Here is a 13,741-nt window from a genome sequence, read left to right on the forward strand (position 1 = left end):
TAAATGACATTTTCCATGAAATATGGTTACAGTAATCCTTGAATAATCTTTCCAAATAGTCTAAAATACAAACTATATTGCAAGGCGGACATTCGCAATCCGCTTTGTCACTCAGCTCTACACCAAATAACTGCTTTGCAGTTTATCAGGAGGTACTCTTTTTGAATATTGCAATCCTTGATGATTCAAAAGAAGATCTGCGGCAGATAAAATCTGTTGTCTCTTCTTACTACGAATCCCGGAACACATCCGCAGACATCTGTCTGTATTCCAGTGCAGAGTCCTTTTTCGCAAAATATTCTCCAGGCTTTTATGACCTGATCATTATGGACATTTACATGGGCACCATGACCGGTATGGATGCAGCCAGAAAATTGCGCGATGCAAAAGACACTGCCGCTCTGATCTTCATTACAAGCAGTGATGCCTATGCTGTAGAAAGCTACGATGTCCAGGCATCCTACTATCTGCTGAAACCCTTTGATCCGGAAAAATTGTGCCGTATCCTTTCCACGATCCAGCTCAGACAGTCCCAGAATTCCAGATACATCGAACTGATTTCTGACCGAACTCCTGTAAAGATTCCGGTACGCAGCATTCTCTATGTAGATACTTACCGCAATGCCATTCAGGTACATACAACAGATGCCGGTATCATACGCTCTTACATGACTTTCCAGAAATTTGAGGAGATTCTTGACGGTATGAAATGCTTTCTTTCCTGCTACAGGGGCTGTATCGTAAATATGGATCATATCGAGGAGGTCACCGAGGAAGGATTTCTCATGGACAGCCGGGAACTTGTCACTGTACGCAAACGCGGCTCCAATGCCATAAAAAAAGCATATCTGGAATACTTATTTTCATCAGATTCCGATAAATAATCATCTTACAATAAGTATTCCTGATATACCCCTTATACTTCTGCTGCTGTTTTTACAGGCAGGAAAATATTAACTTTAAATACACCATCTTCTGTACAGAAGGTCACATAACCCCCGGCTTTCTGTACCACCTCTGACACAGATGCAGTCCCAATCCCAAAGCCTTCATGTTTTGTCGAATAAAATCTGTCTTCTTTTCTCTGTATTTTATTTGTGTACGTATTGGAAATTTCTATCAGCAGTTTTTTATTCTTAATCTTTGTAAGGATCTTTACATAAGGATTCTTTTCCCGCGACTGTTCTGCCACTGCATCCACAGCATTCTCCAGAAGATTCCCGTAAATCTTGCATAAATCAGTATCTGAAATGCTGATATTTTTCGGAAGCATCATATCATGTTCAAGCAAAATCCCTCTCTGCTTCAGTTCACCGGCATAGAAATGGATGACCGCATCTACTGCCATATTTCTGCAATAACAGACTGTTTTTTCCTCTTTTGTCATAACAGAAGCATACTCCTGCAGATACTTCATCAGTTCTTCATATTTTTCCTGCTGTGCATAAGCCATGACTGTGCGGAGATGATGACGCATATCATGGCGCATTTTGCTGATCTCATCCATCTTCTGTGTAAGCTCTTCGTAATGCTGTTTCTGCATCAGAAGCTTCTGCTCCATCTGACGGCTGTATTCCCCATAGGTTAACTGGAATCTGTAGGCATTGGCAAGCTCTATCCACAAAGTCAGACCCACACAGAAAATAAGCACTGCAGATCCAAATTCCGTAAACCATCCTCCTACGATCGGCTCATAGGCTTTCCATATTCTGTCTGCTGCCAGAGATGAAGCATAGGCAGTAATTCCCACCAGAAGAACACTGTTGTATTTCTGCTGTATATCCTTCACACTTCTGAACATCAGATAAGCTGCCGAAAACCATTTCATAATTTCCGTAATCCCTGAAATCAGATAAAGACCGCCTGCAGACTGAATCCCGGAACAGAACAATTCTGCCGCAAAAATCAAAACACCTGCCGCCGCAAGGATAACTGCCAGAATTTCCGGAAAACGTCCTTCATCACAAAGGATTTTCTGCTGCACAGCCACAACACATGCAAACATCAGATAATAAAATAAAGTTTCCAGTCCATAACTGGGCTGCACTTTTACAGGGACAAATGCGTGAAGGACAGGATAGAAACTATATCCTATAACACAGACGCAAAGCAGGGCAAAAAAGCAAAGCTCCGTCTTTTTTGTACGCACAAACATATAAACTGCAAAAAGAAAAACAAAAAATGTAAGCGCCAGATATACTGCATCACCCACAATCGACAAACCTCTGATCAGATTCACCTGCAAAGGAGAGCCAAATACCGGTACAAACTGAATGCCGGAGGATACTGAATGCCAGTCTGTCACAGAGATCATCATCTCCACAGTTCCTTTTCCCTCAAATGTAAAAACTCTGTTCTGTATCTGTTCCTTATAATTCTCCGGATCCGGATTTCCCACCTGTCCGATCAGATTTCCGTTTACATACAGATTATAAGAAGAAAATACTTCAACAAGACCTATTGCATATCGTTTTTCCTTCTCAGGAAGCACCAATGTCAGCCGATATGTTCCGCTTCCAAAAGGAGATTTATCCTCATCTCCAAGATCCATGCCACCATATTCTCCTATGGAAATATAACGGCTGTAGTACTCTTCTTTATGTTCCTCAAGTTCTCGGGGTGTCAGCAGCAGATTAGGATAATATTCCCATTCTCCTGTCAGATAATGTACAGAATCCTCCTGTATATAAAGAATCCCCTGTATTGCACGGTCACCTTTTGCCGTATATTTGTTGTCAAAGCAGTAAAGCAAAAAGAACACACCCATGGACAGGGCAAACACAGCTGCTACAAGTATCAATGAATATTTCCGGTTTTTCTTCATTGCTGCCACCTCCTTTTTGTCCACAGGTGTATTCTTATTCTATCTGTTTCTTATGTTATTTCGCTTTTTTCTCAGAATCAGGAGCAAAATCAGTCCGACTGCTACAACGCTCAACAATCCACAGATTTTTCCGGTTTCCATTTTCTGTTTTTCTGATAATCCTTCTGCATTTACCTCTTTTGCCATAGTGCTGTCCGCTTCCCCATCAGAAACCACTTCTGCGCTTTCAACGGTATCTGCGTCTGATACTGAAGCTTCTGTCAAATCTGTCTCTGTTTTATCTGCCTGCCCACTGACAGAAGCTTCTGAGATGAAATAATCTCCTGTCTTCTCTATCTCAACCCGCAGAATCTTCTGTTTTTCCTGCCAGGTTACCGCACACAAATTTCCCTGTGTATCCGCAACTGTCACAGTCTCCGGAGATGAAATTTCTCCAAATACAGAAGTCTGAAATTCCGCTTTACTTCCCGGAATTTCCGTTACTTCCTCTCCTCTTACAAGAATTCTCAGGGAAAAAGCAGATTCTGCAGTTTTCTCTATTCTCATCTGGATTTCATCATTCGCTGCCACTTTCCAGGTATTTATCGTCTCAGGCAGAATCGTCACAGAAATTCCCTGCTTTTCAAATCTGACGATTCCATTTTGCTGTAACATCAGAAGCAGTCTCTGACCGCTGATTGCTGTGATAGTATCTGTACTCAGCTCAGTTACCGTACTATCTGCAGCATCAAAATCCGATGTTGTTCCGGAATCAGTTGCTTTTATCTCTCCTGCTGAAGTTTTCTGCCCGGAGCTTCTGCTATTATCCGAAGTTTCGCCGGAACTTTCTTCATAATAATTCTCTTTAGTATCCGGAGATTCCATTCCTTCTACGGAAGGCACCGACGTAACCGTCTGCCCCGGGGCCTTCTGCACAATAGCTGGAAGATTTTTCTCATCTCTGTCTGAAAAGTTTCTCTCATGCCAGTATTCGTTCACAATAAAATCCTCATTATACAGAAAAGAATAAATCCCTGTACTCCCTGTTTCATAAACCGCACAGATATCGTAATTATTTCCTTTTTTCAGTACTTCCCGGCAGTAAAGCTGTATCCCTCCGGATGTTACTTCCGCCAGTTCTCTGTCCAGCTTCTGATAACTCCCTTTATTCTCACGTATATAAACCTGCACATTCTGAAGTTCTTCTGCTGAAAAATCTGCCATAAGCATCGGAAACTCTACCAGATCCACTACAGGCATACTGTAAGTATCAATCTGCGGATTTCCCCTTTTCTGTACGGAAAGATAGGCATATGCCTTTGGCAGTGCCAGATTCTCAGCTAACTGATATCCTTCCGGCACCACAAATGTACCGATGAGTTTACAAACGCCCTGTTTCGTAAGATCAGCCTGACTCATATCCCAGGAAGACTCCAGAATAATCTCAGGGTTTTCTGCTGTATTCTCGAATTTCTCAGCAGTGCTGACGCGAAGTCTGACACTTTCTTTCAGATCTTCTTCTATTTTTTCCAGACTGCTGCCGGTTTCTACTGCATAGGCAGCACATCTGCTCAGATATTTCTCATCTTTTGCATTATAAGAACGAATACGTTTTGCAGGGCTTCCCGTATTTCCAAGTTGACTGTACTGGTAACTGTATACTTTAAGACTGCCATCCTTTTGATACCGAAAGCGCAGAGTACCGGTCTGTCTCTGTCCATCGCCATAAACTACCATCAACGAATACGTATTTCCCACAACCATGCTCTGATTGGAGACATACAGACCATCCTCGCTGCAAAGGGCAAACCCTTCCTCTGTAAGATTCATCCACTGCCCGTTATCCTTTTTCAGATAAGCTTCCATAGAATCTGCATCTTCTCTTTCCAGCCATGGAAAAATATAGAGTCCGGCTGCTGTCAGCCTGTAATAAGTATTGATCTCCGGCCTTCCCGGATACTGAATCGAAACTGTAGTCTGCACCTGCGGACTATTGATTTCCCCGAGATCATATCCCCGGGGCAGTTTCAATGTTCCCTTTACAGTATAAACACCCGGAAGCTCCATATTGACAGCAGAAACATCCCACAGAACCGGAATATGCAGGATATCTGAGTCTGTATAAACAGTATAGGTTATCTCTGACAGCTTATCACAAATGCCTTCACTGCTTTTATTTATCTCCACTGCCACAGCAGGAATATCTTTGGGTGCAGTCACGTGGCTGACCGTATTTTCCTGCCCGCTGATGACCGTCGTTTTTTTTATGATAAGCATCCCGGACAGACAGATACCTATCATCAAGATCAAAAATATACGCTTTTCTTTTCTCATAGTATTCTCCATCACTATGACACCAGGAATCGTCACCTGTCTGTCACCTGTCTGACATCTGTCTTTAGCTTACCTTATTTTCCTGATTCCATCAACAGACATAGGATAAACTGCATTTTTTCATGAAAAATGGCGTTACTGTTTCTATCTCCGGAAATGCTCTGCCTTTTCCTTTCCAGGGAATTTCATGAAATAGTATACAACAAACAGCACCGCCGTAATACTCCATGAAACCGGATAACTGAGCATGATCGTATTAATTCCCGGGTACATCTGTCCGGCTGTAAAAAGCCACAGGATTCTCAGGGAACACACACCGCCACAGGTAAGGAGCATAGGCACCAGAACCTTTCCGGTACCCCTCAGTGCCCCGGACAAAATTCCTATGATTACATAAATGAAATAGGACGGCAGCAAAAAACGACTCATATGAACACCATGAACGATCACTGCGCTGTCTGTGGTAAACAGACGATAAATCCAGGGAGCAAATGAATACATCAAAATGATCATCACCGCAGAACTGACCATACTCATGACCATGCAGACACTCACACTCTTTCGCATACGATGATATTTGCCAGCTCCGAAATTCTGTCCCACAAAGGTAGTAATGGAAATTGCAAACGCATTGATCACCATCCAGAAAAGAGCATCGATTTTCCCAAGAGTTCCCCATGCCGCCACTGTGTCAGTTCCCAGATTATTTACAAATACCTGTATCACAATATTGGAAATATTATACATTACAGATTCCAGACCTGCCGGAATACCGATTCTCAGAACTGAAAACAGCATTCTTCTGTCAAAACGGATCTGATTGATCTTCAGCACATATATCTCTCTGGTTTTCAGAAGCATTACTGTTACGATCAGCGCACTGATCACCTGAGAAGTAACTGTAGCAACAGCTACTCCTGTCACACCCATGCCAAACGCAACCACAAACAGCAGATCAAGAATAATGTTCAGCACACAAGTAATGATCAGAACATACAGTGGTCTTTTGGAGTCTCCTACTGCACGCAGGATGGCTGCTCCCATATTATAAACCAGGTTAAAAACCATTCCGCCAAAATAAATATGAAGATACACTGCAGAGTCCTCTACTACATCTGCAGGTGTCTTCATAAGCAGCAATGCAGGTCTGGTCAGAAAAATCCCCACTACAGTAAGAACAATTCCCGCTGCAATGGAGAATGCAAATGCTGTATGCAGTGCCTTACTCAGATTCTTCTTATCTTTTGCCCCATAAAACTGCGAGATCACAACTGCTGCCCCTGAGGAAAGCCCTACAAAAAAGCCAACGATCAGATTGGCGATCTGACTGGCAGAACCTCCAACTGCAGCAAGTGCCTGTTTTCCTACGAAACGGCCTACAACAATAGTATCTGCCGTATTATAAATTTGCTGAAAAAATGTTCCAAATACAATAGGAAAGAAAAATAACAGCAGCTGTTTCCAGATCACACCTTCTGTGATCTGATTTACCTTCTCCTTCTCATTCATTACTTTTTCCTCATCCATTATAATGTTCAGATGTATCCACTGTCTTTATCTTTATATGGATCATCTGCAGTTACTGTCCACGCTGCCCGGCAAACCGTTTCGCGCTACACAGAATTTTATAGCAATTCCGGAACATTACAGAGTAATTTCCTATAACATAAAATAATGCACAAAAAAGCAGGCATCCCAAACGGGAGAACCTGCCATACTTTGCAACCATTAAAAATTAGTCTTCAACTTTAATGATTTCCTTTTTGTTGTAGCTTCCGCAAGCTTTGCATACTCTGTGCGGCATCATCAGTTCGCCACATTTGCTGCATTTTACAAGGTTCGGAGCGCTCATTTTCCAGTTTGCTCTTCTCTTATCGCGTCTTGCTTTGGAAGATTTATTCTTCGGACAGATGGACATTATGTTACACCTCCTTAAATTTACTAAATATATCACTGATAGCTGCCATACGGGGATCCTTAGGTTCCTCGACGCATCCACAGGGACCGTCATTGAGGTTTTTCCCGCACTGGCTACAGATTCCTTTGCAGTCTTCTCTACATAAAACCTTCAAAGGCCAGCTCATCAGTACCTCAAGATAGACCAGCTGGTCCACATCCAGGTCCATACCTGTGAGATAAGAACTTTCGTCCAGATCATTCACACGGTCTTCATCCGTAAGCTTCATATCAAGTTTTCGCTCAATCTCCAAAGGAATCTCTATTGAAACCTCTTCCAGACATCTGTCACAGGGAATACCTACGGTAATCTTACCCGTTCCTCTGATTTCAAGATTTCTATCACCTGTATTCGTGATCGTAAGCTCTATGGGTTCTTTTGCAAGTACCGGAAAGCTTCCTGACTGAAAGGTGATCGTATCCATTCCAAACTCTGCAGTCTTCTGAATACGCATTCCTTCACTGGATGAAATATCTGATAAATGTATCTGCATACTTTTCTCCTATCCACACTTGTTTTATTATACATACCGCCTCTGCTTTTGTCAACGATAAATTAGAAAAATTTCACATTTTGTCAAGTAATATTCCTTTACGAAGTATTTTATCATCCGGCGGCATTATTATCAGGTAATTTCCACATGCCTTACGGGCACAAAGAAGGGTGCTCCTGACAGATGCACCCTTCCCTTCTATATAAATATAACTTTTATCCAGTTATATTTCTCTCGTTTGGACACAAAACAGACACTTTATTATCTGTGAAAATTAAACCAGAGCTACTGTCTCTCTGCAGATTGCAAGTTCTTCGTTTGTAGGAATTACAGCAACTTTAACTTTGGAATCCGGTGTAGAGATAACGATCTCTTCTCCGCGAACTCCGTTAGCTTCTTTGTCAAGTGTAACTCCAAGGTATCCAAGATAGCTTACAACTTTCTCACGTACAGGAATAGCATTCTCGCCGATACCTGCTGTAAATACGATGGCATCTACACCGTTCATAGCTGCAACATATCCGCCAACAAATTTAGCGATACCATAGCAGAGAACATCGATTGCGTTAGCTGCATCTTCGTTTCCGCTCTGAGCTGCATCGTTCAGGTCACGGAAGTCACTGGATAATCCGCCGGATAATCCAAGAAGACCGGATTTCTTATTGAGAACATTCATCATACCTGCGATGTCAAGGTTCTCTTTCTTAGCAATGAATTCCATAATAGCAGGATCAATGTTACCGGAACGTGTTCCCATAACAACACCTTCAAGTGGAGTAAGACCCATTGTTGTATCAACACACTCACCGTTTACAACAGCACTGATGGAAGAACCGTTTCCAAGGTGGCAGACGATAACTTTGGAGTTATCTTTGTCAAGACCAAGGAATTCAACAGCACGTTTGGAAACAAAGCTGTGGGATGTTCCGTGGAAACCATATCTTCTTACTTTGTAGTTCTTGTAATATTCGATCGGAAGACCATAGAGATATGCTTTTGCAGGCATTGTCTGATGGAAAGCTGTATCGAATACTGCTACCTGAGGTACACCCGGCATAAGCTCGGAGCATACACGGATACCGATCAGGTTTGCAGGGTTATGAAGTGGTGCAAGGTCATTGCATTCTTCTACTGCTGCGATTACTTCATCTGTGATCACTACAGATTTGGCAAATTTCTCACCACCATGTACAACACGGTGTCCAACAGCGTTTACTTCTTTCAGGCTTCCGATAGCGCCTGTTTTGTCATTTGTAAGGGCATCCAGAACCATCTGGATTGCTTCTTTATGTGTAGGCATAGGAGCTTCTGTGATCTCTTTGTCACAGCCTGTTTTCTGATATACTAATCTTCCATCGATACCGATTCTCTCGCAGAGACCTTTTGCAAGAACTGCTTCTGAATCAGAGTTGATCAGCTGATATTTAAGGGATGAACTTCCACAGTTGATTACTAATACGTTCATTTTCATATTCTGCCGGCAACAAATTTCGAATACTGTCCATAATCCTGACACAAGTCTTCGAATATTTCTGTCAGCTTTTCCTTTCATATTATAATATTATTCTCATCATTTCCAGGGAAATATGAGTAATGATATCAAAGGCATCAGAATCAGAAATATCTCCTCCGATGCCTTTAACATTATGTAGTCAATGAAATAATTCTCAGTCCGTTTTACGGTCTGACTGAAATCTTATTTGTTGTCGTCAGCCTGGCACTGTACTGCTGTGATAGCTACCACACCAACGATATCGTCTGCAGAGCATCCACGGGACAGGTCATTTACAGGTTTAGCGATACCCTGGGTTACAGGTCCGTAAGCTTCTGCTTTTGCAAGACGCTGTACAAGTTTGTATCCGATGTTACCTGCATCAAGGTCTGGGAATACAAGTACGTTAGCTTTACCGGCTACTTCGCTTCCAGGAGCTTTGGATGCGCCTACGCTTGGAACGATAGCTGCGTCAAGCTGGAATTCTCCGTCAAGTGCAAGTTCCGGATTCTGCTCTTTTGCGATCTTTGTAGCTTCTACAACTTTATCTACGTCAGCATGTTTTGCACTGCCTTTAGTGGAGTGTGAAAGCATTGCAACGATTGGTTTCTCCTGAACAAGAAGTTCGAAGGATTCTGCAGAAGATGCTGCGATTGCTGCAAGTTCTTCTGAAGTCGGGTTCTGGTTCAGACCGGAATCAGCAAATACAAATGCACCGTTTGCGCCGTATTCGCAGTTTGGAACTACCATTAAGAAGAATGCGGATACAAGTTTTGTACCTGGTTTTGTTTTCAGAATCTGAAGACATGGTCTTAAGGTATCAGCTGTAGAGTGACATGCACCGGATACCATACCGTCTGCATCGCCCATTTTTACCATCATTACACCATAGTACAGATACTGGTTAAGAAGAATCTCTTTAGCCTGATCCGGTGTCATGCCTTTTTTCTGTCTTAATTCTACTAACTTGTCAATGTATCCCTGTGTTTTCTCTGATGTAGCAGGATCTACGATCTGTGCGCCGGAAATGTCATATCCGTCTTCAGCTGCACTCTTTTTAACAGCTTCTTCGTTACCAACAAGGATAACCTTTGCAATTCCTTCTTTTAAAATTTTCTCTGTAGCTGCCAGAGTTCTCTTATCTTCTGTCTCCGGAAGTACGATTGTTTTTACGTTTGCTTTTGCTCTCTCTTTGAGTGTGTCAATAAATCCCATGATTAAAATGGCTCCTTTCATATAGCAGTTCTGATATCACAATATCTGTATACCAGATGTCATTACCATTCACCGAATATATACAGTGAACAGTAATCTGTTTTCTGCGCTGTCTTCATTATACCTCCTGAAGCCTTGTATTTCAAGCATCTGAATGGTAGAATATGACATAAAAAAGTTTTTTTTAAGATGCAATATGGTTAAAAAAAGAGAACTCTACAAAATTTCAGGAAGGAGCATCTGTGTAAATTTATGAAAACAGCAGGAATTATTGCAGAATATAATCCTTTTCACAAAGGACATGAATATCAAATCAGGTATACAAAGGAAAGGTTAAAAGCAGACTACGTTATTGTTGCCATGAGCGGAGATTATGTGCAGCGCGGCACTCCTGCTCTCACCTCCAAACACGCACGTGCAGAAATGGCTCTGCGGTGTGGTGCTGACCTTGTACTTGAAATGCCGGTATCCATCTCTACAGCAAGTGCAGAAGCCTTTGCAATGGGGGGTGTTTCCCTGTTAGACAGCCTTGGTGTTGTTGATATACTCTGCTTTGGAAGTGAGTCAGGGGAGATCAGTGCACTGAAAGAACTGGCTGAGATCCTTGTAGAAGAACCTGAAGAATATAAGAAACTGTTGAAAAGCTTTTTAAGCGAAGGTCTGACTTTTCCCGCTGCCAGAAGCCAGGCATTGACAGAATATTTTAAAAATCCGCGCAACTTCAATGGTGACGATTTTGACGGGGTACTTACTCCTCTGTTAAATGAAGTCACACAGATCCTGAATACACCGAATAATATTCTGGGAATCGAATATTGCAAGGCACTTCTTCGCCTGAACAGCAAGATCCGACCTGTCACCATCCGCAGGGAGGGAATGGGATATCATGAAACCACTGTCCCTGATGAAAATTCCACAGTAGCCTCCCCGGATTTACAGTCACCCACTGATTTCTTTGCATCTGCAACTGCTATACGGAACCTGATTCTTCAGGATTCCCCTGATCCGGATTCCCTGGCACCCCAGATTCCGGGACAGGCTTTTCCTGTTTTTCAGGAAGCTGTAAATTCCGGTGAATTTCTCACAGAAAATTCTCTGGACTCTATCCTCTCCTACTGCCTTATGAAGGAGAATGTGAAAAGCCTTTCTTCCTATATGGATGTTTCCGATGATCTCGCCCGACGGATCATAAATCAGCAAAATCTTCTGTTGTCCTTTTCCCAGTCTGTATCTGTTTTAAAAACCAAAGAGCTGACTCAGACAAGGATACAGAGGGCATTGCTTCATATTATATTAAATATCCACACTGCACCCACTCAGATTCCCTTTGCCAGGGTTCTTGGTTTCCGCAGGGAAAGCAGTGAACTGCTAAGCCAGATCAAGCAGCACAGCCGAATTCCTCTTATTACCAAGCTTGCGGACGCCCAAAATTTTTTGGACAATGAAGGAAATCAGATTTTATCTGAAACTGTTTTTTCTTCCAATTTATACGAAAAACTCCTTTGTCTGAAAACCGGCAGAAAATTCTGTCACGAATCGCAGAAACAGATCATTATCCTATAGCCCTTTGACTCTGCTTATAATAAAACAAGTCCCCACCCACGCTCTGTTACTTTTGCAACTTTCTTAGCGGGTGGGGACTTACTCAATTCAGTTTAAGCCCTATTTATTATGTTTATTTCTCTCCGGAAAGAAGAATACGGTCATTATCCAGCATCTTACCGGCACCTGTCTTAAACTTCTCCAGAAGACCTTCCACTGTCAGGCCTTTCTTTTCTTCTTCATGGATATCCAGCACAATGTTTCCGGAATCCATCATCAGAATACGATTTCCCAGATCAAGGGCCGACTGCATATTGTGGGTGATCATCAGACAGGTAAGCTGATGTTCCTCTACAATTCGTTTCGTAAGATTCAGCACCTTCTCTGCTGTGCCCGGGTCAAGGGCTGCTGTATGCTCATCCAGAAGCAGAAGCTTGGGCGGATTCATGGTTGCCATGAGAAGTGTCAGCGCCTGTCTCTGTCCGCCGGAAAGAAGTCCTACCGGCTGAGTCATACGCTTCTCAAGTCCGATATCCAGAAGCTTCAGTTCTTCATGGAATCGTTCTTTCTCCTGTCTGGACACATGGGAAAGCCATCCGCCTTTCCCTGCTGCAAGTGCCAGATTCTCTTCTATAGTCATTCCAGGTGCAGTTCCCCTCATAGGATCCTGATACAGGCGACCGATGGTCTTTGCACGTACATGCTGGGGCATAAAAGTAATGTCCTGTCCATCCAGCATGATCACACCGGAATCTGTAAGAAAATCTCCACAGATCGCATTAAACAGAGTGGATTTACCAGCTCCATTGGAACCGATGATCGTTGCAAAATCGCCCTTCTCCAGATTCAGGGATAAATCTCTGATGGCCTGTTTCTCGTTTACCGTACCCGGATTAAAAGTCTTGGAAATATGTTCTATCTTCAGCATAAATCACTGTACTCCTTTCCTGTGAGTCATTCTTCTCTTAATCTGCGGCCACTGTTTCTTCAGATATGGGCCTGAAATAGCCAGTACAACGATCACAGAAGATACCAGTTTCAGCATAAATGCCGGCATATTGAATCTCAGTGCAACGGTATATACCAGACGGAAAATAAAAGATCCAAGTACCATGCCAACAGCTCTCACGAAAATTCCACCTCTGCCAAGAATCGTACCACCGATCAGCAGGGAAGCCAGCGCGATGGTAACCATTCCCTGTCCGATATTGATATCTACAGATTTCTGTGACTGAGACAGAAGACATCCGGAAAGTGCTGTGAAGGAGTTGGCAACACAGAGACCTACAATCGTAGTAAATACCGGATTAATAGATGAGGATTTTACCATATCTGCATTATTTCCTGTTGCCCTGATTGCCAGACCAAGTCTTGTCCTTAAGAAAAATACAAGGAAGACAATCACAATGGCTACTGCAATGAAAGCAACTACAATATCTCCTCTTCCTTTCAGCGGTGTACTTTTCAATGTTTCTTTCATCATGGAAAATACCGTCTCTGTTCTGTTCATATTGATCAGGGAGGAACCTCCCATCACTGCAATATTCACAGAATAAAGAGCCGTATTAACGATAATTCCTGCAAGAAGACTGTCAACACCCAGCTTTGTCTGAAGTATGGCTGTCACAAAGCCCGAGCATACACCTGCAGCCATAGCTGCAAAAATTGATAAAAAAGGATGTCCGCTGACTGCCACTGCTGCTCCCACTGCTGCTCCCAGTGTGAAACAGCCATCAGTGGAAAGGTCACAGACATTCAGCATGGAATAACTGAGAAACAGGGCAAGAACTGTCAATGAACAGATCAGGCCAAGTTTCAGTGCGGTCTCTCCAAGAGAGAGTATAGTCGCAATAGTCACGATGATTTCCTCCAATTTGTATTTATTTTATTACATTCAATGAACAG

General features: G+C 42.7%; 11 protein-coding genes. 2 read left to right on the forward strand and 9 right to left on the reverse strand.

All coding sequences use genetic code 11. The features are described from left to right. The first annotated feature begins 161 nt into the window (after window positions 1-161). Complete coding sequence (locus tag G4417_RS04815; protein WP_173682863.1) at window positions 162-884, forward strand: LytR/AlgR family response regulator transcription factor; 723 nt, start codon at window positions 162-164, stop codon at window positions 882-884. A gap of 32 nt (window positions 885-916) precedes the next feature. Here G4417_RS04815 and G4417_RS04820 read toward each other — a convergent pair whose 3' ends face one another. From G4417_RS04820 to pta, 7 genes are all read right to left on the reverse strand, one after another. Continuing rightward, the gene (locus G4417_RS04820; RefSeq protein ID WP_173682862.1) at window positions 917-2,824 is read right to left on the reverse strand and encodes a sensor histidine kinase; all 1,908 of its coding nucleotides are present in this window, start codon (window positions 2,822-2,824) and stop codon (window positions 917-919) included. Between the two features lie 39 nt (window positions 2,825-2,863). Next, the gene (locus G4417_RS04825) at window positions 2,864-5,137 is read right to left on the reverse strand and encodes a hypothetical protein (protein WP_173682861.1); all 2,274 of its coding nucleotides are present in this window, start codon (window positions 5,135-5,137) and stop codon (window positions 2,864-2,866) included. Between the two features lie 144 nt (window positions 5,138-5,281). After that, window positions 5,282-6,646, reverse strand: a complete 1,365-nt coding sequence (locus G4417_RS04830) for an MATE family efflux transporter (RefSeq protein WP_173682860.1) — start codon at window positions 6,644-6,646, stop codon at window positions 5,282-5,284. 226 nt (window positions 6,647-6,872) lie between these two features. After that, the gene (gene rpmF, locus G4417_RS04835; protein WP_008704709.1) at window positions 6,873-7,055 is read right to left on the reverse strand and encodes a 50S ribosomal protein L32; all 183 of its coding nucleotides are present in this window, start codon (window positions 7,053-7,055) and stop codon (window positions 6,873-6,875) included. A 4-nt stretch (window positions 7,056-7,059) separates the two neighbouring features. Beyond that, the gene (locus G4417_RS04840) at window positions 7,060-7,587 is read right to left on the reverse strand and encodes a YceD family protein (RefSeq protein ID WP_173682859.1); all 528 of its coding nucleotides are present in this window, start codon (window positions 7,585-7,587) and stop codon (window positions 7,060-7,062) included. A gap of 274 nt (window positions 7,588-7,861) precedes the next feature. Continuing rightward, window positions 7,862-9,052, reverse strand: a complete 1,191-nt coding sequence (locus G4417_RS04845) for an acetate/propionate family kinase (RefSeq protein WP_173682858.1) — start codon at window positions 9,050-9,052, stop codon at window positions 7,862-7,864. Between the two features lie 231 nt (window positions 9,053-9,283). Beyond that, complete coding sequence (gene pta / locus G4417_RS04850; protein WP_019161337.1) at window positions 9,284-10,294, reverse strand: phosphate acetyltransferase; 1,011 nt, start codon at window positions 10,292-10,294, stop codon at window positions 9,284-9,286. Between the two features lie 252 nt (window positions 10,295-10,546). On the opposite strand from pta, the gene G4417_RS04855 reads away from it, so the two are divergent. After that, window positions 10,547-11,857, forward strand: coding sequence for a nucleotidyltransferase family protein (locus G4417_RS04855; RefSeq protein WP_173682857.1), 1,311 nt, complete (start codon window positions 10,547-10,549; stop codon window positions 11,855-11,857). Window positions 11,858-11,969: 112 nt separating this feature from the next. Here the strand turns inward: G4417_RS04855 and G4417_RS04860 are convergent, their stop codons facing one another. Both G4417_RS04860 and G4417_RS04865 read right to left on the reverse strand, forming a co-directional pair. Beyond that, the gene (locus G4417_RS04860; RefSeq protein ID WP_118571017.1) at window positions 11,970-12,764 is read right to left on the reverse strand and encodes an ABC transporter ATP-binding protein; all 795 of its coding nucleotides are present in this window, start codon (window positions 12,762-12,764) and stop codon (window positions 11,970-11,972) included. A gap of 3 nt (window positions 12,765-12,767) precedes the next feature. Continuing rightward, the gene (locus tag G4417_RS04865; RefSeq protein ID WP_288546901.1) at window positions 12,768-13,694 is read right to left on the reverse strand and encodes an ABC transporter permease; all 927 of its coding nucleotides are present in this window, start codon (window positions 13,692-13,694) and stop codon (window positions 12,768-12,770) included. Window positions 13,695-13,741 lie beyond the last annotated feature (47 nt).

Origin of the sequence: Blautia wexlerae, assembly GCF_013300825.1 — a bacterium.
Lineage (GTDB): Bacteria > Bacillota > Clostridia > Lachnospirales > Lachnospiraceae > Blautia_A > Blautia_A wexlerae_B.

Excerpts from the sequence above, each read along its gene's own strand:
- G4417_RS04845 (WP_173682858.1), bottom strand. The coding sequence starts at position 9,052 with ATGAACGTATTAGTAATCAACTGTGGAAGTTCATCCCTTAAATATCAG.
- rpmF (WP_008704709.1), bottom strand. The coding sequence starts at position 7,055 with ATGTCCATCTGTCCGAAGAATAAATCTTCCAAAGCAAGACGCGATAAG.
- pta (WP_019161337.1), bottom strand. The coding sequence starts at position 10,294 with ATGGGATTTATTGACACACTCAAAGAGAGAGCAAAAGCAAACGTAAAA.
- G4417_RS04860 (WP_118571017.1), bottom strand. The coding sequence starts at position 12,764 with ATGCTGAAGATAGAACATATTTCCAAGACTTTTAATCCGGGTACGGTA.
- G4417_RS04830 (WP_173682860.1), bottom strand. The coding sequence starts at position 6,646 with ATGAATGAGAAGGAGAAGGTAAATCAGATCACAGAAGGTGTGATCTGG.
- G4417_RS04820 (WP_173682862.1), bottom strand. The coding sequence starts at position 2,824 with ATGAAGAAAAACCGGAAATATTCATTGATACTTGTAGCAGCTGTGTTT.
- G4417_RS04825 (WP_173682861.1), bottom strand. The coding sequence starts at position 5,137 with ATGAGAAAAGAAAAGCGTATATTTTTGATCTTGATGATAGGTATCTGT.
- G4417_RS04855 (WP_173682857.1), top strand. The coding sequence starts at position 10,547 with ATGAAAACAGCAGGAATTATTGCAGAATATAATCCTTTTCACAAAGGA.
- G4417_RS04840 (WP_173682859.1), bottom strand. The coding sequence starts at position 7,587 with ATGCAGATACATTTATCAGATATTTCATCCAGTGAAGGAATGCGTATT.